General features: G+C 68.7%; 25 protein-coding genes. 6 read left to right on the plus strand and 19 right to left on the minus strand.

The features are described 5' to 3' along the window. Positions 1-354, minus strand: a 354-nt coding sequence (locus K9U40_RS15520; protein WP_282891044.1) for a (deoxy)nucleoside triphosphate pyrophosphohydrolase, incomplete at its 3' end; no start/stop codon positions are given. Beyond that, the gene (gene argJ, locus K9U40_RS15525; RefSeq protein WP_282891045.1) at positions 351-1592 is read right to left on the minus strand and encodes a bifunctional glutamate N-acetyltransferase/amino-acid acetyltransferase ArgJ; all 1242 of its coding nucleotides are present in this window, start codon (positions 1590-1592) and stop codon (positions 351-353) included. The genes K9U40_RS15520 and argJ, both read right to left, overlap by 4 nt. A gap of 188 nt (positions 1593-1780) precedes the next feature. On the opposite strand from argJ, the gene K9U40_RS15530 reads away from it, so the two are divergent. Beyond that, positions 1781-2203: a YciI family protein gene (locus tag K9U40_RS15530; protein ID WP_282891046.1), complete on the plus strand. Its 423-nt coding sequence runs from the start codon at positions 1781-1783 to the stop codon at positions 2201-2203. Positions 2204-2244: 41 nt separating this feature from the next. Here the strand turns inward: K9U40_RS15530 and K9U40_RS15535 are convergent, their stop codons facing one another. Both K9U40_RS15535 and K9U40_RS15540 read right to left on the minus strand, forming a co-directional pair. Further along, positions 2245-3192, minus strand: coding sequence for a 2-hydroxyacid dehydrogenase (locus tag K9U40_RS15535; protein ID WP_282891047.1), 948 nt, complete (start codon positions 3190-3192; stop codon positions 2245-2247). An 8-nt stretch (positions 3193-3200) separates the two neighbouring features. Continuing rightward, complete coding sequence (locus K9U40_RS15540) at positions 3201-3359, minus strand: type II 3-dehydroquinate dehydratase (protein ID WP_349239438.1); 159 nt, start codon at positions 3357-3359, stop codon at positions 3201-3203. Between the two features lie 10 nt (positions 3360-3369). Between K9U40_RS15540 and K9U40_RS15545 the strand changes: the two genes are divergently transcribed. Next, a complete protein-coding gene (locus K9U40_RS15545) occupies positions 3370-3492 on the plus strand; it encodes a hypothetical protein (RefSeq protein ID WP_282891048.1) in 123 nt (40 codons plus the stop codon). Positions 3493-3513: 21 nt separating this feature from the next. Here the strand turns inward: K9U40_RS15545 and K9U40_RS15550 are convergent, their stop codons facing one another. Next, on the minus strand, positions 3514-4212 hold the full coding sequence (locus tag K9U40_RS15550) for an outer membrane protein (RefSeq protein WP_282891049.1): 699 nt from the start codon (positions 4210-4212) through the stop codon (positions 3514-3516). Positions 4213-4351: 139 nt separating this feature from the next. Then, positions 4352-5695, minus strand: coding sequence for a phosphoglucosamine mutase (glmM, locus tag K9U40_RS15555; RefSeq protein WP_282891050.1), 1344 nt, complete (start codon positions 5693-5695; stop codon positions 4352-4354). Positions 5696-6012: 317 nt separating this feature from the next. Between glmM and K9U40_RS15560 the strand changes: the two genes are divergently transcribed. After that, positions 6013-7014, plus strand: coding sequence for an adenosine kinase (locus tag K9U40_RS15560; RefSeq protein WP_282891051.1), 1002 nt, complete (start codon positions 6013-6015; stop codon positions 7012-7014). Next, positions 7011-8315 carry an ATP-dependent DNA helicase gene (locus K9U40_RS15565; protein WP_282891052.1) on the plus strand — a complete coding sequence of 435 codons (1305 nt, stop codon included), beginning with the start codon at positions 7011-7013 and terminating at the stop codon, positions 8313-8315. Before K9U40_RS15560 ends, K9U40_RS15565 begins: the two co-directional genes overlap by 4 nt. Positions 8316-8838: 523 nt before the next feature. On the opposite strand, the gene K9U40_RS15570 is transcribed toward K9U40_RS15565, so the two are convergent. From K9U40_RS15570 to K9U40_RS15595, 6 genes are all read right to left on the minus strand, one after another. Then, positions 8839-9417 (minus strand): hypothetical protein, encoded by a 579-nt coding sequence (locus tag K9U40_RS15570; protein ID WP_282891053.1) that lies wholly within the window; start codon positions 9415-9417, stop codon positions 8839-8841. A gap of 153 nt (positions 9418-9570) precedes the next feature. Next, on the minus strand, positions 9571-10479 hold the full coding sequence (locus K9U40_RS15575; RefSeq protein WP_282891054.1) for a tRNA nucleotidyltransferase: 909 nt from the start codon (positions 10477-10479) through the stop codon (positions 9571-9573). Between the two features lie 13 nt (positions 10480-10492). Next, on the minus strand, positions 10493-10696 hold the full coding sequence (locus K9U40_RS15580; protein WP_282891055.1) for a hypothetical protein: 204 nt from the start codon (positions 10694-10696) through the stop codon (positions 10493-10495). A gap of 99 nt (positions 10697-10795) precedes the next feature. Then, a complete protein-coding gene (locus K9U40_RS15585) occupies positions 10796-12184 on the minus strand; it encodes an ATP-binding protein (protein ID WP_414114959.1) in 1389 nt (462 codons plus the stop codon). Beyond that, positions 12181-12903: a response regulator gene (locus K9U40_RS15590; RefSeq protein WP_282891056.1), complete on the minus strand. Its 723-nt coding sequence runs from the start codon at positions 12901-12903 to the stop codon at positions 12181-12183. The genes K9U40_RS15585 and K9U40_RS15590 overlap by 4 nt, the downstream gene beginning before the upstream one ends. 138 nt (positions 12904-13041) lie before the next feature. Further along, the gene (locus K9U40_RS15595; RefSeq protein ID WP_432715920.1) at positions 13042-13593 is read right to left on the minus strand and encodes a MarR family winged helix-turn-helix transcriptional regulator; all 552 of its coding nucleotides are present in this window, start codon (positions 13591-13593) and stop codon (positions 13042-13044) included. A gap of 209 nt (positions 13594-13802) precedes the next feature. On the opposite strand from K9U40_RS15595, the gene K9U40_RS15600 reads away from it, so the two are divergent. Then, positions 13803-14696 (plus strand): branched-chain amino acid aminotransferase, encoded by an 894-nt coding sequence (locus tag K9U40_RS15600; protein ID WP_282891058.1) that lies wholly within the window; start codon positions 13803-13805, stop codon positions 14694-14696. A 164-nt stretch (positions 14697-14860) separates the two neighbouring features. Next, on the plus strand, positions 14861-15652 hold the full coding sequence (locus K9U40_RS15605; protein ID WP_282891059.1) for a phosphatase PAP2 family protein: 792 nt from the start codon (positions 14861-14863) through the stop codon (positions 15650-15652). Between the two features lie 8 nt (positions 15653-15660). Here the strand turns inward: K9U40_RS15605 and K9U40_RS15610 are convergent, their stop codons facing one another. The 7 genes from K9U40_RS15610 to lgt form a co-directional block, all read right to left on the minus strand. Beyond that, positions 15661-16491, minus strand: coding sequence for a class I SAM-dependent methyltransferase (locus tag K9U40_RS15610; RefSeq protein WP_282891060.1), 831 nt, complete (start codon positions 16489-16491; stop codon positions 15661-15663). A gap of 147 nt (positions 16492-16638) precedes the next feature. After that, positions 16639-17592 carry a ribose-phosphate pyrophosphokinase gene (locus tag K9U40_RS15615; protein WP_282891061.1) on the minus strand — a complete coding sequence of 318 codons (954 nt, stop codon included), beginning with the start codon at positions 17590-17592 and terminating at the stop codon, positions 16639-16641. 217 nt (positions 17593-17809) lie between these two features. Further along, a complete protein-coding gene (locus tag K9U40_RS15620) occupies positions 17810-18478 on the minus strand; it encodes a hypothetical protein (RefSeq protein ID WP_282891062.1) in 669 nt (222 codons plus the stop codon). A gap of 188 nt (positions 18479-18666) precedes the next feature. After that, positions 18667-19218, minus strand: coding sequence for an RBBP9/YdeN family alpha/beta hydrolase (locus K9U40_RS15625; RefSeq protein ID WP_282891063.1), 552 nt, complete (start codon positions 19216-19218; stop codon positions 18667-18669). Between the two features lie 33 nt (positions 19219-19251). Continuing rightward, positions 19252-20019, minus strand: coding sequence for a peptidoglycan editing factor PgeF (pgeF, locus tag K9U40_RS15630; RefSeq protein WP_282891064.1), 768 nt, complete (start codon positions 20017-20019; stop codon positions 19252-19254). Between the two features lie 13 nt (positions 20020-20032). Continuing rightward, on the minus strand, positions 20033-21136 hold the full coding sequence (locus K9U40_RS15635) for a class I SAM-dependent methyltransferase (RefSeq protein ID WP_282891065.1): 1104 nt from the start codon (positions 21134-21136) through the stop codon (positions 20033-20035). After that, positions 21133-21951, minus strand: a complete 819-nt coding sequence (gene lgt / locus K9U40_RS15640) for a prolipoprotein diacylglyceryl transferase (protein WP_282891067.1) — start codon at positions 21949-21951, stop codon at positions 21133-21135. The genes K9U40_RS15635 and lgt overlap by 4 nt, the downstream gene beginning before the upstream one ends. Positions 21952-22104 lie beyond the last annotated feature (153 nt).

A 22104-nucleotide genomic window follows, 5' to 3' on the forward strand; every position in this document is an offset into this window, starting at 1 on the left:
GGGCATGGGGATGTCGCGCAGGCGGGCGGGGCGGAGCCATTGCAGCGCCTGGTGCTCCTTGCGCTGGATGGTGCCCTCCCAGCGGCGGCAGATCCACAGGGGCATCAGCAGGTGGAAGGTTTCGTAGCCGTGGCTCGCGAAGGTGAGCGGGGCGAGGCAGGCTTCCTTCACGGTGATGCCAAGCTCCTCATCCAGCTCGCGGATCAGCGTCGCCTCCGGCCGCTCCCCCGGCTCCACCTTGCCGCCGGGAAACTCCCACAGGCCGGCCAGGGCCTTGCCCTCCGGCCGCTGGGCGACGAGCACGCGGCCGTCTGCGTCCACCAGGGCGCAGGCGGCGACGAGGGTGATCTTCACGAGCGGTAATCCCCGTTGATCGCCACGTATTCCTTGGTCAGATCGCAGGTGAGCACCCGGTCGGAGCCGCGGCCGAGGCCAAGGTCCACGGTGAGGTCGATCACGTCGTTCTTCATGTAGGCGGAGACAGTGGCCTCGTCATAATCGGGATCGCGCGCGCCTTCATGGGCGACGCGGTAGTCGCCGAAGGCGATGGTGAGGCGGTCGCGGTCCGCCGGCTCGCCGGCCTTGCCGACCGCCATCACCACACGGCCCCAATTGGCGTCCTCGCCGGCCACCGCGGTCTTCACCAGCGGCGAATTGGCGATGGACATGGCGATGCGCCGCGCCGACTTCTTCGACACCGCACCGTTGACCTGGATGCGCAACAGCTTGCGGGCGCCCTCGCCGTCGCGGGCGACCTGCTCGGCGAGGTCGGCGAGAAGGTCCTGAAGCGCGCGGCGGAAGGCGCGCAGGGCCGGATCGTCCACGCTCTTCACCATCTTCGCGCCCCGCGCCTTGGCGGCGCCGGTGGCGAACAGCAGCAGAGTGTCGGAGGTGGAGGTGTCGCCGTCGATGGTGACGGCGTTGAAGGTGTTCTTCACCCCCTTGGAAAGCAGCTCCTGCAGCACGCCGGCGGCGATGGGCGCATCGGTGAAGACGAAGGAGAGCATGGTCGCCATGTCGGGGGCGATCATGCCCGCGCCCTTGGCGATGCCGTTGATGGTCACCGGCACGTCGCCCAGCAGCACCTGCGCGGTGGCGAGCTTGGGGAAGGTGTCGGTGGTCATGATGGCGCGGGCGGCGTCCATCCACGGCCAGTCCACCAGGCGGCCGGCGGCCTCCGTCAGCACGCCCTCGAACTTGGTGGCGTCCAAAGGCTCGCCGATGACACCGGTGGAGGCGAGGAACACCTCCGAGGTCTTGCAGCCCAGCGCGACGGAAGCGATCTCGGCGGTGAGCTGGGTGGCCTCGCGGCCCTTCAGGCCGGTGAAGGCGTTGGCATTGCCGGAATTCACCACCAGCGCGCGGGCCTTGCCCTTCTTCAGCACTTCGCGGCACCACTCCACCGGCGCCGACGGGCACAGGGAGCGGGTGGTGACGCCGGCCACGGTGGTGCCCGGCGCGAAGGACATGACCAGGACGTCGGTGCGCCCCTGATAGCGGATGCCGGCGGCGGCGGTGGTGAAGTTCACCCCGGGCACCGGCGAGAGTTCGGGCACGAACTTGGGCGCGAGGGGAGAGATGGTCGACGACATGGCTGTTCCCCGGTGATGGCGCGTCTCGTGTGCCGCAGCTTCAGGGTCAAGGCAAGGGCGCCGACGGCGCCGGGCTGCGCGAAGCCATCACGCCGGGTAAATTATGACCGGGATGTCGGGACGGCCGGCGACGGCCGTCCTTGGAGGGATGCCGGCCGACGTGGCCCGCGCAACCCGAGGAGAGCGACATGCGCGTGATGGTGATGGTGAAGGCGACGGCCGATAGCGAAGCGGGACTCATGCCCTCCGCCGAGCTGCTGGAAGCCATGGGCAAGTTCAACGAGGAACTGGCCAATGCGGGCATCATGCTGTCCGGCGACGGCCTGAAGCCATCGTCCCAGGGCAAGCGCATCGCTTTCGACGGGACGAGCCGCATCGTCATGGACGGCCCCTTCGCCGAGACCAAGGAGCTGGTCGCTGGCTATTGGCTGTGGGAGGTCAAGGACATGGAGGAGGCCATCGCCTGGGTGAAGCGCTGCCCCAACCCCATGCCCGGCCCGAGCGAGATCGAGATCCGCCCGCTCTACGAGATGGCCGATTTCGGTGACGCCGTTACGCCTGAAGCGGTGGCGCCCCACGACCGCGCCCGCGAGACCATCGCAAGGCGCTGAGGGACTGACCCGCAAGCGCGAGGGGACACCCTCTCGCGCCTTCAATAGCCCCGCTGCGGGTCAACCCGGTTCAGCACCGGCTCTCCCGCCTCGATCCGGCGGATGTTCTCCACGATCTGGGGCGCCGCCGTCCTCGGAATGGCGACGGAGGCGAGGTGCGGCGTCACCAGCACGTTGTCCATGCCCCAGAGCGGGCTTTCGGCCGGCAGGGGCTCCACCTCGAACACGTCGAGGGTCGCCTCGGAAATATGGCCGGAACGGAGCGCCTCGACGAGGGCCGCCTCGTCCACCACCGCGCCGCGGGCGACGTTGATGAACTTGGCGCCCCTGGGCAGCTGAGCGAGGCGCGCGGCGTCCACGAGCCCGCGTGTTTCAGGGGTCAGCGGCAGCATCACCACCGCAATCTCGGTCCCGGCGAGGAAGCCCGGCAAGGCCTCCATGCCGTGGAAGCAGGAAACGCCCTCCAGGGCCTTGGCCGTGCGCGACCAGCCGCGCACGTCGAACCCCTGCCGGGCCAGCTCCAGCGCCGCGGCGGCGCCCAGATCCCCGAGGCCCAGCACGCCCACCGTGATCTCGCCCGCCGTGCGCGGATGCACATAGTGCCAGCGCCCTTCCCGCTGCGCCCGCTCGAAGGTGGGAATGTCGCGGGCGTGGCGCAGCACGCAGAACAGCACGAACGACGCCATCATCCGCGACATGTTCGGGTCGCTGAGGCGGGTGACGGGCACGTCCGGCAGATCGTCCCGCGCCACCAGGGCATCCACGCCGGCGCCGAGATTGATGACGAGCTTCAGGTTCGGGAAGCGCGCGAAGAAACCGTGGGGCGGCTTCCAGACGAGGGCATAGCGCACGTCCGCCGGATCGCCCTCCAGCGCGCCGTCTCCAGGCTGCGCGATCCGCACGTCGAGGCCGGGATGGGCGGCCTGAAGGGCGCTCTTCCATTCCTGCCCGATGTCCACCGCGCTGTAGAACACCAGGGTCCCGGTCATTTGCCCGCTCACTTGGCCTCGCCCTCCGCCCGCGCGGCGGCAAGCTTCGCCGCCGCGCGGATGGCGAGTTCGTAGCCCAGCGCGCCGAGGCCCGCCACGATGCCCGTCGCCGCTCTGGAGACGAAGGAATGGTGCCGGAACGGCTCGCGCCGGTACACATGGCTCATGTGCGCCTCGATGGCCGCCGCCCAGGCCACGGATCTGTGCGAGGACGGCCCGGCCTTGGACAAGCCCTACCGGCCCCAGCAGCTGGCCGACCGCATCCGCTGGCTCATGGCCCGTCGCGCGCGCCGGCGCTGATCGGTGCCCGGGCACCGCGCCCTATCGCAGCATGTAGCGCACCCCGAGGCGAACCTGATGGGCCGCGGCGTCGCCGACAAAAAGGGCGCCGCCATAGGAGGGCGATCCCAGGTCCACGTAACGGTAGCCCAGATCGAATGAGATCTCGGAACTCAAAGCGTAGGACAGCCCCGCGCCGGCCGACCACGCGAACTGCCAGTCGTTGCCCCCTGGGCCGAAGGCGGCCGGGCCGGCACCGAGGCTGTTGATGGCAAAGCCGACACCCGCGCTCAGATAGGGCGTGAAGCCGGCGACGGTCACCACGTCCCAGTAGAGACTCGCAAGGGCCACTGTCGCGCTGGCCGATACCGCGCCGGGCCCCTGCCCGGCCGTACCCAGGTCGAGATAATCGAGGCTCACCTCGCTGCGCAGAAACGGAAAGAAGCGGTAGCCCAGTCCACCACCCGCCGACCAGCCCGATCCGGAGAGATCGAGCCCGCCCGGAAGGCCGCCGGCGACGGGCTGCGCGCCCCCGATGGCGGCCACATAGCCCGCATCGGCCCGGACATACCAGCCGGACGGCGCATCGTCCGACACCTCGGGAGGCGCGATGGAAAAATCGCCCGGCTTGCCGAGCTTCGCCAGCATGTCGGCGGTCTCCGGGTCCGCGGCCTCGACCCGCGTCCCGGCCGCCAGCAACGCCACCGCCACAGCTCCGGCGAGAAAGGAACGCCCCGCCACACAAGACCGCACCATCGCATCAACCCGTGCCTGATCCGCTTCGGACGGACCCTCGCACGGGAAGCTTTAAGGCCGGATTAACCCTGACGAACGGTTAAAGCCGTGCCCGGAGGGGAGATGGCGCGCGCCCCTCCCGGCCTCAGGCAGCGACCTTCTGGAGCACGTCGATGACGTCGTCGACCACGTTCTCCACAAGATCGCGGTCGTCGCCCTCGCCCATCACCCGGATCACCGGCTCGGTGCCCGAGGGGCGGATGAGCAGGCGGCCGCGATTGGCGAGGCGACGTTCCGCATCGGCGATCACGATCTTCACCTTCTCGTCCTCCAGCGGCCGGCCGCTGGCGTAGCGCACATTCTTGAGGATCTGCGGCAGCGGATCGAAGCGGTGGCACACCTCGGACACCGGCTTGCCCCGACGCGCCACCACGGCGAGCACCTGAAGCGCGGCCACGAGGCCGTCGCCGGTGGTGGAATAGTCCGACAGGATGATGTGGCCCGACTGCTCGCCGCCCACATTGTAGCCGTCCGCGCGCATGCGCTCGAGCACGTAGCGGTCGCCCACGGCGGTGCGGGCCAGCGAGATGCCCTCCCCGGCGAGGTGCCGCTCCAGGCCCAGATTGGACATGACGGTGGCCACCAGCCCGCTGCGGGCGAGGCGGCCGTCTTCCTTGAAGCTCTCGGCCACCACCGCCATCAGCTGGTCGCCGTCGATGAGGTGACCCTTTTCATCCACGATGATCACCCGGTCGGCGTCGCCGTCGAGGGCGATGCCGATGTCGGCGCGCACTTCCCGCACCTTGGCGGAGAGGGCGGCGGGCGAGGTGGAGCCCACATCGCGGTTGATGTTCATGCCGTCCGGCTCGACGCCGATGGAGACCACGTCGGCGCCCAGCTCCCACAGGGCCTCGGGGGCGACCTTGTAGCCGGCGCCGTTGGCGCAATCCACCACCACGCGGATGCCGTCGAAGGACTGATCCCTTGGCAGGGTGCGCTTGGCATATTCGATATAGCGGGCGTGCACGCCCTCCAGCCGCTTGGCGCGGCCGATCTCGGCGGGCTTGGCGAGGCGCTTGGCGAGGTCCTCGTCGATCAGGTCCTCGATCTCCCGCTCCACCTCGTCGGAGAGCTTGAAGCCATCGGGGCCGAACAGCTTGATGCCGTTGTCGTCGAACGGATTGTGCGAGGCGGAGATCATCACGCCGAGGTCGGCGCGCATGGAGCGGGTGAGCATGCCCACCGCCGGGGTCGGCACCGGGCCGAGCAGCAGCACGTCCATGCCCACGGAGGTGAAGCCCGCCACCAAAGCGTTCTCGATCATGTAGCCGGACAGGCGGGTGTCCTTGCCGATGACCACGCGGTGGCGGTATTCACCGCGCTGGAAGATCAGGCCTGCCGCCATGCCGACCCGCAGCGCCAGATCGGCCGTCAGCGTTGCGTTGGCGCGCCCGCGCACACCGTCCGTTCCGAAATATTTGCGCGACATGTTCCCTCTTGCTCCACGTGGCGCGAGCACTGATTCCACAGGGTTTATCTGCCTTATCATCCCTGGCGCGCGACCCGCGATCAATTCTCATGACGCGCACGTAACGAAGCACGATGCCCCCGCGCCCGGATGATGATCCGGATTGCCCGTTCTCTGCGACCACAAAAGTGTCAAAAACAAAGCCTTGGCCGCAAGAGCCCCGCCGGATACCGCAAGCAGCCTAGCCGCCAGGGACGAACGCAGGGTTAAGGCGAAGATTGCGCCGGTCCCGCGGGCAATGCTACGGCTCCGCCGATTCCTTGCGGAGATTGCCCCTCGTGACCTCAAGCGCCCTCGACGTTCTCGCCATCGGCAATGCCATCGTCGATGTCCTTTCCCGCGCCGAGGAGGATATGCTGGCCCGGCACGGCATGGCGAAGGGCAGCATGGCCCTCATCGACGAACAGCGGGCGGAAGAGGTCTATGCCACCATGGGACCGGGCACCGAGGCCTCGGGCGGATCGGCGGCCAACACGGCGGCGGGCATCGCCTCCCTCGGCGGACGCGCCGGCTTCGTCGGCCGGGTGAAGGCGGACACGCTCGGCGCCGTCTTCGGCCACGACATCCGCGCCGCCGGCGTCGCCTATGCCACGCCGGCCGCCGCCGACGGCCCTGCCACCGCGCGCTGCCTGATCCTGGTGACACCGGACGGCGAGCGCACCATGAACACCTATCTCGGCGCGGCGCAGCACCTCACCACCGCCGACATCCATGCGGGCGAGGTGGAAAGTGCCGCGGTGACCTATCTCGAAGGCTATCTGTGGGACCCGCCGCCCGCCAAGAACGCCTTCCTCGCCGCCGCCCAGATCGCCCATGGCGCCGGGCGCAAGGTGGCGCTCTCCCTCTCCGACGCCTTCTGCGTGGACCGCTATCGCGCCGAGTTCCGGGACCTCATCCAGGGCGGCACTGTTGACCTCGTCTTCTGCAACGAGGGCGAGCTGAAGTCGCTCTATGAGACCGCCGATTTCGACGCCGCCCTGGTCGCGCTGCGCCACGACGCGAAGGAGGCGGTGGTGACGCGCTCGGAGAAGGGAGCGTGCTTCGTCACCTCCGGGGCGGTGGTGAGCGTGCCGGCCCATCCGGTGGAGAAGGTGGTGGACACCACCGGCGCCGGCGACCTCTTCGCCGCCGGCTTCCTCACCGGCTATACGCGCGGGCTCGACCCGGCCACCGCCCTGCGCCTCGGCGCGCTGGCGGCGGGGGAGATCATCGGCCAGATGGGCGCGCGGCCCCAGCGTCCCCTCATCGACCTCGCCCGCGAGGCCGGCCTCCTCTCGTGAGCGACTTGCCGGGTGATTTGCCGGCCGCTCCCGACGCAACGGATGCGGCCGGCCGGGCGCTCGCCGCCATCGACAGCCGCGCCCCGCTGCTCATGGTGCTGGGCGGCGCCGGCACCGGCAAGACCACCTTCCTGCATGCTTTGCGCAAGACCCCGCGCGGGCGGCAGGTGTTCCTCGCCCCCACCGGCGTCGCGGCACTGCAGGCCGGCGGGCAGACCATCCATTCCTTCTTCGGCATCCCCCCGCGCCTTTTGAACCCCGACGAGGTGAAGCCGCGGGTGCAGGTGCGCCGGCTGCTCAAGAAGCTCGACCGGGTGGTGATCGACGAGGTGTCCATGGTCCGCGCCGACCTCATGGACGCCATCGACATTTCGCTGCGCATCGCCCGCGACACCTCAGAGCCGTTCGGCGGGGTGCAGATGGTGCTGGTGGGGGATTTCCTGCAACTGCCCCCGGTGGTGCCCATGGCCGAGCAGGAGATGCTGGGCCGGATGGGCTATGACGGCCCCTTCGCCTTCAACGCCAAGGCCTTGGCCGACCGCGAGCCGGTCGGCGTGCCGTTCACCCATGTGCACCGGCAGACCGACCGCGCCTTCATCGGAATGCTGGATGCCATCCGGCGCGGGCGCGGCGCGCGGGAGGCGGCGGAGGCCCTGAACGAAGCCTGCGTGCGCCCCCATCGCGACGGCGCCCTGCCGGTGCTGCTCACCCCCACCAATGCCCGCGCCGACGCCTACAACGCCCGCGGCCTTGCCACCCTGGCGGACGCCGGTCGTGAATTCTCCGGCCTGCTGAAGGGCGAGTTCGGCCTGGAGGGCGACCGCCTGCCGGTGGCGGAACGGCTGGTGCTCAAGCGCGGCGCGCGGGTGATGGCCCTGCGCAACGATCCGGCGCGGCGCTGGGTCAACGGCTCGGTGGGCACGGTGGTGGGGCTGGGCGAGACTTCCGCCATGGTGAAGCTGGATGCCGGGCCGGTGGTGGAGATCGAATCCTTCACCTGGGAGCGCATCCGCTATGGCTGGGACGAGCCGGGCGGCCGCATCGAGGCGCAGGTGGTGGGCACCTACACCCAGCTGCCGCTGGCCCCGGCCTGGGCCCTGACCATGCACAAGGCGCAGGGCCTGACCCTGGAAGACGTGCGCATCGACTTCGGCGACGGCGCCTTCGCGCCGGGGCAGGCCTATGTGGCCCTCTCGCGGGCGCGGTCTTTGGAGGGGCTGTCGCTGGTGCGGCCGATCCGCGGGCAGGATGTGCGCGTGGACCGGCGGGTAGCGGGGTTCATGGAGCGGTTTGAGGGGTGAGTGGGGCGACAACGCCCCGCGGCAAACATTCCCTCCCCAAGACGCCAACTATAGAAGACCAACCAAGACATGGGGCTCACCCCCTGGATCTAAGAGCCTGTTTGGAAAATCCGGCTGGCTTATGCATTTCGCTGGAAAAGAGCCGTCGTCATGCCCGGGCTTGTCCCGGGCATCCACGCCCGGCGTCTGGGAAAGACCCTGGAACAGCCGGGTAGAGCGCCCACCTGCCGAAAGGCTTCCCGGCGGGAATTTTCGAACAGGCTCTCAGCAGCTTCTGCACCCCAGGCGGAATATTTCCTAATTCAATGATAGAAAATGATTTTTTGCACGACGAGGCGAAGCACGAACTATTCTGGAACACAGTTCCATTGGATGCGGCCGGCGCCTGGATGGTGAGGTCCGTATCCACGAGGACGAAATCGGGATTGCGGACAACGGGAACGCCTCGTGATGCAATACGGACAGAAAGGGCCTTGAGTGACGGTGCCCGAAGCCTCGTTCCGGAGGCGGATCTGCCCTGACCCTACACACGCCTCTGCCAGGGGTGGGGCGCGAACTTCAATTTTCCCTGAACTACATCGTGTCGGATCAGGATCTCGCCCAATTCGCGTCCGCTGATCGACAAGCTGTCGGAGAGCTGCGTTGCGATCTCTTCGATCGCGGCCCGTGAGCGCTCGTGCAATACGATCCGCCTGGCCTTGTCCGTGCAGTAACCGACGAACATGGCATCCTGCTCGTGGTTCAAATCGAATTGCGACCGCAATTTCTGGATCTCGGCGTCATCGCTCCTGTGGGAGTCCACGAACGGGACGTAGAGCGGGGCCATCTTCTTCCAGAATTCCGCCTCGGCGATCTGCCCGGACAGAAGAATGACAACGGTGTCCTCGATAAAATTGCGATCTGCCTTGATGTTCAAATCCAATACCACTTCGGACTCACTCTCGAAGCGCGTTTCTCCACTTAGCCCATCCGGCGCACGAAGCACGACCGCAGTCACTTTCCTTTTCAGAAAGCTGGCAACCAGGGCATGCCCAGCCTCGTGAATAGCGGTGGCCATTCGCCGGACGGCCAGAGGTATTTCGTGAGCGGGCGTTACGATCATCGCGACAATTCACAATGGCTGAAACGGATGACAGCAATAATCATATCATTCCGGCATCGTTCCGCTGTGGCAGCCATGCCCTGAATGCCGATCAGCCGGCGGCAGGCCATCGGAGGGCCATCGGGTTCGCGCAACGCAACGCCGCGCCGGCTTTCACGCCTCCGCCCAGCGCTCGGAGCGGAACGCCACCGCAATGGCCTGGGCGCGGGCCGTGGCCAGGTCTTCGTCGTCAAGGCCGGCCCCATCCACCGCGGCACAGGCGGTGCGGGCGGAGAGGAGCAGGTCTACCTTGGGGTGGGTGCTGCCCACCTTGTCGCCATAGCCGAAATAGTCGCAGGTGGCGACGAGGAGCAGCCTGGCGAACAGCTCCGGATCGCGGAAGGCGCCGGTGCGCTCCAGCATGGCCGCCACCGGCCCGGCGCGGATGGGCGACACCCGCCCCACCCGCTCGCATTCCTGAAGCGCCAGCAAAGCGAGGTCGCGGCACACTTCGGGCGGGGCGAAGCGGTCGCAGATGTCGTTGATGCGGGGAATGCCGCGCTCCATGTGGCGGTAATGCACCGGCAAATGCTCGCGCGGGGAATCCGACTTGCCCGCATGCATCACCAGAAGCGCGAACCGTACCTCCAGCGGCGCGTTGCGCCGGGCCGCCTCGGCGAGGGAATTCAGGATGAGCACGCCGAGGTCGATCTCGTCCGCCGTGTCGGTGATGTGCGGCACGCCGAACAGGGACGCCACCTCCGGCAGCATGATCTCCAGCACCCCGCACTCGCGCAGGGCCTTGACCATGGCGGCGGGGGCCGGCGCCATCAGGCCGCGGGCGAACTCCGGCCACATCTCGGCCGGCGAGAGGGAATCGAGCGCGCCGATCTCCATCTGCTCGAACATCAGGTCGAGCGTGTCCTCGTCGGCGCCGTCCTTGCCGCCACTCTCGGCGATCAGGGTGGCGAGGCGCAGGAGCGCGAGACCCGGATGGGTCTCCACCAGATCCTCGATGCGAAAGGAGGGCGTCTCGTCCATCGGGACATAGGACCACCACGGGAATGCGGAACGCAAGCCCATGAAAAAGGCATGCTCAAAATTCCGGCACATCAAGGCCGGCACGCACCGCGAGGAGACGCGTCCCCGGCACGCAGAACAAGGTCAGGAGCATGAGGGGCTGGATGGCGCCATCCACCTTGTGCTCCGGCAGCATCAGGAGCACGGCGGCAAGCAGGAAGGCCCAGGGGAAGGCGATCTCCGCATGCCGGAACCCACTCTTTTCTCGGGTCTGGAACACCGGCCGCTCGGCCGGACCGGCACCGGTGGGGATCGCCCCGGAGCCTCGCGCGGATCGGTGAGAATTGCTGATCCGACGCCGCAGGCCGGCGCCCGCGCCTCAGACCGGGATGCGCACGGTGGCCCGCAGCCCGCCCATGGGACTGTCGGCGAGGATCACCTCCCCGCCATGGGCGCGGGCGATGTCGCGGGCGATGGACAGGCCGAGCCCCGAGCCGCCGTCGTCCTGGTTGCGCGCGTCGTCGAGGCGCAGGAAGGGGCGGAACACCTCCTCGCGCTTCTCCTCCGGAATGCCCGGACCGTCATCGTCCACATGCACGATCAGCCAGCGCGCGTCCCGCGTGCCGGTGATGGAAACGCGGGAGGCGTGGCGCACCGCATTGTTCACGAGGTTGCCGATCGAGCGCTTGAGCTGGTCGCCCTTCACCTCCACCAGAGGGGGGCCCATGAAGCTGGCTTCGGCGACGGCGCCGTCGCGCTCGGCATTGAGGCGCAGGTCCTCCACCAGGGCCGCCATGTCGGTGAGCGCGGCCTGCTCGCCGGGATCGCCGCGGGCGAAGGCGAGATAGGCCTCCAGCATGCCGGCAAGCTCGTCCACGTCTTTCTTCAGCGCCTCGGTCTCCGGCCCCTCGCCCAGGAAGGCCAGCTCCAGCTTGAAGCGGGTGAGGATGGTGCGCATGTCGTGGGAGACGCCGGCGAGCATGGTGGTGCGCTGCTCGATCTGCCGCTCGATGCGCCGTTTCATCTCCAGGAAGGCGATGGCCGCGCGCCGCACCTCGCGGGCGCCGCGGGGGCGGAAATTCTCCACGTCCCGCCCCTTGCCGAAGGCCTCGGCGGCGTCGGCGAGGTTCTCGATGGGGCGGATCTGGTTGCGCAGGAACAGGATCGCCACCGTCAACAAAACCAGAGATGTCCCCACCATCCACAGGATGAAGATGTGCGAGTTGGACGCGTAGGCGGCATTTCGCGGGGCGAAGATGCGCAGAATCGCGTCGTCCATCTTGATCCGGACCTCGATGAGGTTCGAGCGCCCCACCGTGTCGATCCAGAACGGCTGCTGGATGCGGCGGCCGATCTCGCGGGAGAGCGCGCTGTCCAGCACCGAGAAGAAGGGCTTCGGCCCCGGCGGCGGCAGCGGGTCCGGCGGCAGCACGGTGACGTTGAGGGCAAGGTTGCGCCAGGCGATCCGGCGCAGCTCCGTGAAATCCCGGTCCTTGGGCAGCACGTCGTAGAGCGCCACCACCGCCGAGATGTCCTGGCTGACCGCTGCGGAGAGACGACGCGTGACGGTATTGTAATGGCGCTCCATGAAGACGAACGCCACCACCGATTGCAGGATCACCATGGGGGTGACGATGATGAGCAGCGAGCGCGGATAAAGGCCCTTGGGCGTCACCCGGTTGAACCAGGCGGCGAAGCGCGTATTGGCGTCCCGCAGCCAGGTGGCGAGCAGGCGCAGTCCCGACGGCCCGCTCTCGGCCACGCTCAAGGCGTCACCACCAGGCGATAGCCGATGCCGCGCACCGTCTGCAGGAAGACGGGATTGGCGGGATCGCGCTCCAGCTTGCGCCTGAGGCGGTTCACCTGCACGTCCACGGCGCGCTCGCTGGCCGCCCCGCCGCCGGCCAGCGCGAGGCGCGGCACGGTCTCGCCCGGCGCCTCGGCAAGGGCCCGCAGCATGTCGCGCTCGCGCTCGGTGATGCGCACGATCTCTGTATTGCGGGTCAGCTCGCCCCGCTCCAGGTGAAAGGCGAACTCGCCGAAGCGCACGCTCTCGATGGCCTTCTGCGCCGGCGGCAGCGCCCGCTTGAGGATGGAGCCGATGCGCAGCAGAAGTTCGCGCGGCTCGAACGGCTTGGCGAGATAATCGTCCACTCCGGCTTCCAGGCCGGTGATGCGGTCGGAGGTCTCGGAGCGGGCGGTGAGCATCAGGATGGGCACGGCGGACGAGCGCCGCAGATCGCGTGCAAGGTCGAGCCCGCTCTCCCCCGGCATCATCACGTCGAGCACGAGCAGATCGAAGGCGAGCCCCTCCAGCCGCCCGCGCGCCTCGGCGGCATTGGCGGCAGTGGTCACGCGATAGCCGTGCTCGGTGAGGAAGCGCGACAGGAGGGTGCGGATCCGGTTGTCGTCGTCCACCACCAGCAGGTGCGGCGCGTCGTCGGCGAGGGCCACGGGCGCGGCGGCGCCGGAAGCGGCGTCAGACATGGACAACGCCAGGCTGGAAAACGTCAGGCCGGAAAACGTCAGGCATGGGGGCGCTCGCAAATCACACTCGTGCAGGTCTCGGTCAGGGGCCGATCGGACTGTTCGGTTGCGCGGCGGGCCGGAACGCCCGGCACGCCGTCATGCCGGACGGGCCCGTGCCGCGCGGTCGGCGCGCTCGATGAGCCGCTCCACCGCGGCGCGATCCTCCGGGTCGATCATGGCGATAAGAAAGCGCTGCACCGCCTCCCGGCCGTCCGGCCCGCTCGCCTCCAGCGCCGTGGCCATGCGGCGGCTCTGGAGGCCGACGAACTGGCGCGCCAGCGCCTCACCCTTCGCCGTCGGGAACAGCAGGCGCTGGCGGCGGTCGGAGGCGCCCGCCCGGCTTTCCACGAAGCCTTCGTCCACCAGCTCGCGCAGCACGCGCCCCAGGCTCTGCTTGGTGATGCGCAGGATGTCGAGCAGGTCCGTCACCCGCATTCCGGGATGCCGGTTCACGAAATGGACAACCCTGTGATGCGCCCGGCCGAAGCCGATGGGCGCCAGGATCTGGTCCGGATCGCCGACGAAGTCCCTGTAGGCAAAGAACAGAAGCTCGATGAAATCCACCAGCGGCAAGGCGACCGCCGTATCCTCGTCCACCGTGGCTGCGGAGGGAGGCGCGGGATCCATGAGAGAATTTATGTCAGCCATGTTGACTTTTTCGTTCTGATCGTTACTTCAAGAGCCAGTTCCACGAAATGATCGGTCGCCCACCCACTACACAAGGTTCGATCATTTCGTGGCTTTGCCGGCTTCCTGAGCGGGCGTAAAGATATCCCCATGCGGCATCGCTGGAAAGCGGCGGTTGTAGCGGGGAGAAGCCGCGCGGACGACGCGGTTGGAACAAGGAGTTCGAGATCATGAGCGCGCAGGGTGTCCCCTTCGACCAACGTGACGGCTGGATCTGGTACGACGGCGTGTTCGTGCCGTGGGCCGATGCGAAACTGCATGTGCTGTCCCACGGCCTGCACTATGGCAGCACCGTGTTCGAGGGCGAGCGTGCATACGGGGGCACGATCTTCAAGAGCGCCGAGCATTCCGAGCGCCTGCGCCTGTCGGCCGAGATGCTGGACTTCACCATCCCCTATACCATCGGCGAGATCGACGCGGCCAAGAAGGCGACGCTCGAGAAGAACAATCTCGTGGACGCTTATGTGCGCCCGGTGGCCTGGCGCGGCAGCGAGATGATGGGCGTCGCCGCCCAGAAGAACACCATCCACCTCGCCATCGGCGTGTGGGAGTGGCCGAGCTATTTCGATCCCGAGCAGCGCCAGAAGGGCCTGCGGCTCGATCTTTCGGAATGGCGCCGGCCCGATCCCGCCACCATCCCCTGCAAGGCGAAGGCGGCCGGTCTCTACATGATCTGCACCATCTCCAAGCACCGGGCCGAGCGCCGGGGCTACGCGGATGCGCTGATGCTGGACTATCGCGGCTATGTCGCCGAATGCACCGGCGCCAACGTCTTCTTCGTGAAGGACGGCGTGATCCACACGCCCACCCCGGACTGCTTCCTCGACGGCCTCACCCGCCGCACGGTGATCGACATCGCCCGCCGCCACGGCATCGAGGTGGTGGAGCGCCACATCCTGCCGGAGGAGCTGGCCTCCTTCTCGGAATGCTTCATCACCGGCACCGCGGCGGAAGTGACCCCCGTGGGCTCCATCGCGGACTGGCACTTCACGCCGTCGGGCATCACCCACCAGCTGATGGATTCCTATTCCGCAGAGGTGCGCCCGAAGCAGCAGGCGGCCTGACGCGGCCACCGGGCAAGGATACGGAAGGGCGTCGCCTGGGCGACGCCCTTTTTTTCCTGCGCGAACGCGGGGCCGCGCCCCGCAGCAGGGCCCGCGCGTCACCGAAACGTCATCCATCACCACAAGGTGTTGACGCCTCAGCCGAAGCGCGCGAAACCTTGCGCGTGAGCCTGGACGCGAAAAACTCCCTCTTCGACACCGGCCTGCGCCGCCTCGAAGCCCTGCCCGTCATCGGGCCGCTGCTCGCCTCGGTGAGCCGCATGGAGCGGGCGACGCTGGCGGTGCTCGGCTTCATCGCCGTCGCCTTCTACGTCTTCGTCAAGGTGGCCGACGAGGTGGTGGAGGGCGATACCGGCCGGCTCGACCGCGACCTCATCCTCGCCCTGCGCAATCCGGCGGACCCGTCCGATCCCCTCGGCCCCCCCTGGCTCGAGGAGATGATGCGCGATTTCACCGCCATGGGCGGCACCGGTGTGCTCACCCTGCTCACGATCCTCGTGGTGCTCTTCCTGCTGATGACGCGCAAGCGCCATTCGGCCCTGCTCGTCGCCTTCTCGGTGGCCGGGGGCACAGCGTTGTCGCAACTGCTGAAATGGGGCTTCGACCGGCCGCGGCCCGACTTCGTGCCCCACGGCATGTCGGTCTATAGCCAGAGCTTCCCGTCCGGCCATGCCATGCTGTCCGCCGTGGTCTACCTCACCCTCGGGGCGCTGCTCGCGCGGACACAAGCACGCACGCGGGTGAAAGTGTACCTGCTCGGCGCCGCGGCCGCGCTCACCGTCATCGTCGGCGTCAGCCGCATCTATCTCGGGGTGCACTGGCCCACCGACGTGCTCGGCGGATGGGCGCTGGGCGCGGCCTGGGCCTTTTCCTGCTGGCTGCTGATGGTGTGGCTCCAGCGCCGGGGCGAGGTGGAAGGCGAGAGCGCAATGCCTACCTACGGCGACGCGGACTGACCACCGTCTCAGGCGCGGAAATAGAGACTGTGGTCGAAACCGTTGAGGATCGTCGAGGTGGGCAGGATCGGCTGCGCCCCATAGACCTCCGAGACCGCCTGCAGGGTATTGGGAACCGACGCGAATTCGTCGACGATCCGGCAATAGTCGCGTGACAGGGCGGTGTTGGCCGGATCAAGATTGCTCACGAAGACGAGGCCGGTAGGGGCGGCATCGAGGCAGACGATCCTGAGATCGGGCCGGTACTTCCGGAGGATCGCGACGACCTTCCAGACGTCGCCGGTCCACCAGCCCTCATGGCGCGTCCCCTTGCTCAGCCGCATGGTGTCCGAGATTGATCGGGACATCATGGTTTCGCTGACCGGCAAACAGTCGTGCATCGCGATCAAAGAGTTGGGCGCGCACAACCGCTCGGTATTGTAGAAATCGCGCAAGAGATATTCGAACTGGTGCAGCCCATCGAGAAACGCCAGATCGACAGGCCCTCCCAACGCCGCCCTTGCGTCCACTTCTTCGAAAAAGGCATCGCTCGGCATCTGAAAGAGACGCACATCCTTTTTCCCGTTCGTCACGTTCTCCTTGAGCTGGAACGCCGGGTCGACTCCGATGGCACGCTCGCAGGCGATCTGGGAAAAGCAATCGCCCTTGCAGACCCCCACCTCCAGATAGCGCTTCACGCTGCGCGTCTTGGCGAGCTTCTTCAGAACGGTGACATAATAGTCGCCGCCGAGGTCGGCAGGATAGGTGGCCAAGGTGGACGAGGCCGCCTCCGTCACCGGATGCTCGGTCGCCTCAAGCCGCTGTGCTGTGGTGTCCCGTGCGAGAACGTCGGTGCTCATGAGCCCATCCCACCCTTCACGGGGCGCCGGTTCCGCGCCGGTTCAGTCCGAGCGCAGGAACTTCGCCCCACCTATTGGTCGGATGTCATTTAAGGGACCGCAACCCTTTCGCGCAACATTCCGCCCCATCCACCGCAGCAACACGCCTCAGTCGAACAGGCTGGAGACCGATTCCTCGTGCGCCGTGCGGGCGATGGCCTCGCCGATGAGGGTGCCGATGGAGACCACGCGGATGTTGCGCGCCACCCGCACCGCCTCGGTGGGCTGGATCGAATCGGAGATCACCAGCTCCTTGAGCTTGGAGGCGGTGATGCGCGCCACCGCCCCGCCCGAAAGCACGCCGTGGGTGATGTAGGCGTGCACGTCCTTGGCGCCGCGGGCCAGCAGGGCATCCGCCGCGTTCACCAGCGTGCCGCCCGAATCGACGATGTCGTCGACGAGGATGCAGGAGCGGCCTTCCACATTGCCGATGACGTTCATCACCTCGCTCTCGCCGGGGCGCTCGCGGCGCTTGTCGACGATGGCGAGCTGGGCGTCGATGCGCTTGGCGAGCGCGCGGGCGCGCACCACGCCGCCCACGTCGGGCGAGACCACCATGAGGTTGGAGAGGTCGAACCGCTCCTTGATGTCCCGCACCATCACCGGCGCCGAATAGAGGTTGTCGGTGGGGATGTCGAAGAAGCCCTGGATCTGGCCGGCATGCAGGTCCAGCGTCATCACCCGGTCGGCGCCCGCATGGGTGATGAGGTTGGCCACCAGCTTGGCGGAGATGGGCGTGCGCGGGCCGGGCTTGCGGTCCTGCCGGGCATAGCCGAAATAGGGCACCACCGCCGTGATGCGCTTGGCCGAGGCGCGGCGCAGCGCGTCGATGATGATGAGCAGTTCCATCAGGTGGTCGTTCGCGGGGAACGAGGTGGACTGCACCACGAACACGTCCTCGCCGCGGACGTTTTCCTGGATCTCGACGAAGATTTCCATATCCGCGAAGCGCCGCACCACCGCCTTGGTGAGCGGGGTGGCGAGATAAGCGGCGATGGCTTCAGCGAGCGCGCGGTTGGAGTTGCCCGCGACGAGCTTCATGGGACCGTTCTCCGCTGACATTGGACGCTCCGCCGGGGAGGGCCGGGGGCTTGATCGAAAGCTTGAGGCGTTCTGATAGGCGGGCCGTCACAATGTTGTAAAGGCCCCGCCGCGCCTCCGGCGACGCAGGCTGCATGCCGGACCGTCCTGCGCACCGCTCAATTCAGCCCGGCCAGGCCCGCGCGGCGCTGGTGCGAAAGGAATTTGGCCGTCCGGCACGGAGCCCGGCACGCCGGCGTCAGTTCTCCGCGTATGCCAGGGCTGCGGAGGACGCAGAGAGCGCCGCCACCGGCACGCCGGACGGGTCGGGGCGCGGCGCCGGCTCGGCGGCGGCAGGCGCCTCGGCCTGGGGAGCCGGCGCGGGAGCGGCCTGCGGCGCGCCGGCGACGCCGAGGGTCTCGGCGAGGCTCGCCATGGAGCGGTTGGCGACGCGGGAGAGCACGGCATCGTCGCAAGCCGCCCAGCCATTGGCGACGCCGCCCTTCAGCCTGCCCGCCGGCTCCTCGCCGGCGATGCGCGCCACGCGGGTCCGGTTCTGGTCGTAGACATCCCAGGCATAGGCGACGGAGGCCTTGCCCTTCTCCACATGCAGCGCAAGGTAGCCCTTGACCCGGTAGGTCGCGCTGCTGCCACGGGAGACCACCGCCACGCGCTGTTCCTGGGCCTCGCTGGTGAGCTGGCCCACCAGCTTGTCGAAGGTGGCTGGGGGCGGGCCGTCGATGGTGTCGAAGGCGAGGGCGCGGCTGCCCGAGGAGGCCATGCCGGAGCCGTCGGTCTGGCAGGCGCCGAGCGCCAGGCACAGGGCAAGGCCGGCAAGGCGCGCCAGGGTCCGGGACCGGTTGGCGGAAAAGACGAACGGCCGGTGCGAAGGCACCTCCGGAACGGCTTCTGCCTCGTATCCCCGCATGGTGGCTCCCGGTGCTTGTCGCGTCACCGAAGGCGTAGCGGGAAACGCGGGCCGGGTCCAGAAAAACGGTTAAGACGCCGTTAATACGGCTCGGAAACCGAGCAGGCTCAAGGGAAAATGATCTGCGGGCGGGACCTCGCGGCCGGGAGGACAAAGTCCTAACTTTCGGTAAGCGGCCCGCCCGGCCGTCACTTCAGCGACTGGAGCAGGCCCAGCAGCCGCATGGAGCCTTCCGGCCACGGCCCATAGCCGGCCTCCGCATTGATATGGCCGGCATCGCCCGCATCCACGATGGCCGAGCCCCAGTCGAGGGCGAAACCTTCCGCCCGCGCATAGCTGCAATAGGGGTCGGTGCGGCTCGCCACCAGCACCGAGGGAAACGGCAGCGGCGCCGTCGGAACGGGGCCGAACTTCGCCACCATCGGGTCGAGTTCGGGCACATCGAGATCGGGAGGCGCCACCAGGAAGGCACCCCTCACCTTCCCTTCCGGCAGTAGCGGCACCGCGTGCAGCAGGGTTGGCACCCCGAGGGAATGGGCCACCACCACCACCGGCTTGTCCGCCGCCGCCACCGCCGCGGCAAGACGGCGGGGCCAGTCCTCCCGGTCGGGGCGGTCCCAGTCCGCCTGCTCCACCCGGCGGGCGGAGGAGAGGCTGCGCTCCCACCGGCTCTGCCAGTGGTCAGGGCCGGAGCCCTGCCAGCCGGGCACGATGAGAAGGGCGGCATCGGTGGAGCGCATGCGTCAATCCGGGCAGGTTCGGGCGAAGCCGCGTCAGGCCAGCGTAATGGCGGCGATCAGCCGGCCGTAATCGGCTTGCCCGCGATGGGTGGTGCGGCGATAGGAGAAGAAGCGGGCCTCGTCCGCATAGGTGTCGAGGCCGAGATCCTCGATGAAGCCGACGCCCGCCTGCTCCAGCCTGAGCCGGATGAAGCCGGGCAGGTCGAACAGGGCATGGTGGGCCCGGTCCGCCGGCGCGAGGAAGCGGGCGAAGCTCCGGTCCTCGCCGAGGAGGCGGGCGACGAAATCCTCCCCCACCTCGTAGCTGGGCTGGCGGATCAGCGGGCCGATGACGGCACGGATGTTGCCCCGCTTCGCGCCCTGCTGCTCCATCAGCGCCACGGTGGCGCCGATGATGCCGGACACCGCGCCCTTCCAGCCGGAATGGGCGGCGGCCACCACCCGCGCGTCCGGGTCGGCGAACAGGATCGGCCCGCAATCGGCGACCGCCACCGCCGCGCCGAGGCCCGGCGTGGTGGTGACGATGGCGTCGGCCCTGGGCGCGGCGTCGCGGGTCCAGGGCTCGGCCGCAAGCACCGGATCGGCCGAATGCACCTGCCACAGGGCCAGCAGCGCCTCGGGCGCGATGCCGATCTCCTGTGCCATGCGGGCGCGGTTCTGTGCCACGGCGGCCGGATCGTCATTGGAGCCCATGCCGCCGTTGAGGCTCGCATAGAGGCCGGTCGAGACCCCGCCCTGCCGGGTGAAGAAGGCATGGCGGATGCCGGGCAGGGCCTTGAGCGAGGGAGCCTCGATCTTCATGACGCGCACCTCATCACACCCATTCCTCGGTCGAATCGAACGCGGGCGGCAGCCCGATTTCAGGATGGGCGAGGACGAGCGCCTTGAACAGACGCCCCATCTGCCCTGCCCCCTCCCCCGCCAGCCGGCGCGCCGCCGCATCCACGCCGGCGCGAACCTCCTCCGGCGCATCCCGCTTCAGCCGGGCGGCACGCTGGGCCAGCCCCAGGCGGGCGAGGAACGCCCCCTGCTCCAGCGGCCCGAAGGCGCGCAGCCCCGCCGCACGGCCAATCAAGGCCAGCGTGGTGAAATCCACATGGGCGGTCAGGTCCGCCGCGCCCGGCGCGGCCAGCGGATCGGCGAAGCTGTGCTTTTCCAACGCCTGAAACGTGTCGCCATAGCCGCCGGCATGGCCATAGTCGATGATGAGCGCCGCCCCGCCCTGCGCCTTCAGCCGCGCCGCCAGCGCCCGCGCCGGGCCGCTCTCCAGATGTTCCAGCACCGCCCCCTCGGCGGGGGGCGGCAGATGGGCGGCGAAGGCGGGAGCTGCCCGCGACGGCGCCGGATCGAGGCCGAGGACGAGCCGGCCCGCGTCGTCGAGACCCACCCGCCGCTCGTGCCAGTGTCCGGACTTCCAGACGTACTGGTCGATGGGCAGGGCATCGAAGAATTCGTTGGCGAGCACGAGCGCCGGGCCGTCCGGCACATCCTCCATGCGATCATGCCAGGCGACATCCGCCGCATGGCCGGCCAGCGTTCGCGCCTGCGCCGCCCGCAGCACCGGGCTCGTCTCCACGAGGTGGATGCGCGCCGCCGCGCCGAAATCCGGCACCAGCCGGGCCGCGCGCAGGGCATCGGCCATCAGGGTGCCGCGGCCGGGACCAAGCTCCACCAGGCGGAAGGCGGCGGGCGATCCCATCTGCTGCCACTGGGCCACCGCCCACAGGCCGAGCAATTCTCCGAACATCTGGCTGATCTCGGGGGCGGTGGTGAAATCGCCCCGCGCGCCGAGGGGATCGCGCGTCATGTAATAGCCGTGGCGCGGATGGCCGAGGCACAGGGCCATGTAGCGGCTCACCGGCATGGGCCCCTCGGCGGCGATGAGGGCGCGGATCTCCTCGGCGAGGGGCGTCGTCACGCGGCCGGCTTGCGCTTCAGGGCGTAGAGGAGAAGGCCGGCGCCGGCCACAACCAGCGGCACCGACAGCCACATGCCCATGGTGGTGCCGAAGGCGAGGTAGCCGAGCTGCGCGTCCGGCTCGCGGAAGAATTCGCCGATGATGCGGGAGATGCCGTAGCCCATGCCGAAGATGCCGGCCGCCACCCCCGGCCGCTTCAGCCCGCCGAGGCGCACCACCGCCAGCATCACCACGAACAGCACGATGCCCTCCAGCGCCGCCTCGTAGAGCTGGCTGGGATGGCGCGGCACCGGGCCGCCATGGGGGAAGACGACGGCCCAGGGCACGTCGGCCGGCCGGCCCCACAACTCGCCATTGATGAAATTGGCGATGCGCCCGAAGAACAGCCCGATGGGCGCCACCACGCCCGAAACGTCGAGCAGCGACATGACCCTGATGCCGCGCGCGCGGGCGAACAGGACCAGGGCGACCAGCGTGCCGGCGAGCCCGCCGTGGAACGACATGCCGCCCTTCCACACCGCGACGATGTCGGCCGGGTTGGCGGCGAAATAGGCCGGATTGTAGAACAGCACATAGCCGAGGCGCCCGCCGAGGATGACGCCCAGCGTCGCCCAGAACAGGGCATCGTCGAGGTCCTGCGGCGTCATGGGGGAGGTGCCGCCCCACAGGGAAGGCCGCGCCACCAGCATCCGCGCCAGCAGCCAGCCGATGACGAGGCCGGCAATATAGGCGAGGGCATACCAGCGGACGGCCAGCGGGCCGAGCTGGACCAGGACAGGGTCTATGGCCGGGAAGGGCAAGGCGAAGGTCGGCATCTGATCCCCGGAATGCGGGTCCGCGGCGGGCGCCGTCATGTGCCGCGCCGGCGCCTGCCCCGTCAAGCCGGCCCGAACGGCGGTGGTGGACCCCTGCTCGCCATCCCCGCACCAGCCTGCCCCCTCTCCCGCGTGCGGGGGAGGGGTGGGGAG

The sequence above is a fragment of the Xanthobacter autotrophicus genome (assembly GCF_030015065.1).
Classification (GTDB): domain Bacteria; phylum Pseudomonadota; class Alphaproteobacteria; order Rhizobiales; family Xanthobacteraceae; genus Xanthobacter; species Xanthobacter autotrophicus_D.

Bases quoted from the DNA above. Each gene is read 5' to 3' on its own strand.
- argJ (WP_282891045.1), bottom strand. From the start codon at position 1,592: ATGTCGTCGACCATCTCTCCCCTCGCGCCCAAGTTCGTGCCCGAACTC.
- K9U40_RS15530 (WP_282891046.1), top strand. From the start codon at position 1,781: ATGCGCGTGATGGTGATGGTGAAGGCGACGGCCGATAGCGAAGCGGGA.
- K9U40_RS15535 (WP_282891047.1), bottom strand. From the start codon at position 3,192: ATGACCGGGACCCTGGTGTTCTACAGCGCGGTGGACATCGGGCAGGAA.
- K9U40_RS15540 (WP_349239438.1), bottom strand. From the start codon at position 3,359: ATGAGCCATGTGTACCGGCGCGAGCCGTTCCGGCACCATTCCTTCGTC.
- K9U40_RS15545 (WP_282891048.1), top strand. From the start codon at position 3,370: ATGGCCGCCGCCCAGGCCACGGATCTGTGCGAGGACGGCCCGGCCTTG.
- glmM (WP_282891050.1), bottom strand. From the start codon at position 5,695: ATGTCGCGCAAATATTTCGGAACGGACGGTGTGCGCGGGCGCGCCAAC.
- K9U40_RS15570 (WP_282891053.1), bottom strand. From the start codon at position 9,417: ATGATCGTAACGCCCGCTCACGAAATACCTCTGGCCGTCCGGCGAATG.
- K9U40_RS15575 (WP_282891054.1), bottom strand. From the start codon at position 10,479: ATGGGCTTGCGTTCCGCATTCCCGTGGTGGTCCTATGTCCCGATGGAC.
- K9U40_RS15590 (WP_282891056.1), bottom strand. From the start codon at position 12,903: ATGTCTGACGCCGCTTCCGGCGCCGCCGCGCCCGTGGCCCTCGCCGAC.
- K9U40_RS15595 (WP_432715920.1), bottom strand. From the start codon at position 13,593: ATGGCTGACATAAATTCTCTCATGGATCCCGCGCCTCCCTCCGCAGCC.
- K9U40_RS15600 (WP_282891058.1), top strand. From the start codon at position 13,803: ATGAGCGCGCAGGGTGTCCCCTTCGACCAACGTGACGGCTGGATCTGG.
- K9U40_RS15610 (WP_282891060.1), bottom strand. From the start codon at position 16,491: ATGAGCACCGACGTTCTCGCACGGGACACCACAGCACAGCGGCTTGAG.
- K9U40_RS15615 (WP_282891061.1), bottom strand. From the start codon at position 17,592: ATGTCAGCGGAGAACGGTCCCATGAAGCTCGTCGCGGGCAACTCCAAC.
- K9U40_RS15620 (WP_282891062.1), bottom strand. From the start codon at position 18,478: ATGCGGGGATACGAGGCAGAAGCCGTTCCGGAGGTGCCTTCGCACCGG.
- K9U40_RS15625 (WP_282891063.1), bottom strand. From the start codon at position 19,218: ATGCGCTCCACCGATGCCGCCCTTCTCATCGTGCCCGGCTGGCAGGGC.
- pgeF (WP_282891064.1), bottom strand. From the start codon at position 20,019: ATGAAGATCGAGGCTCCCTCGCTCAAGGCCCTGCCCGGCATCCGCCAT.
- lgt (WP_282891067.1), bottom strand. From the start codon at position 21,951: ATGCCGACCTTCGCCTTGCCCTTCCCGGCCATAGACCCTGTCCTGGTC.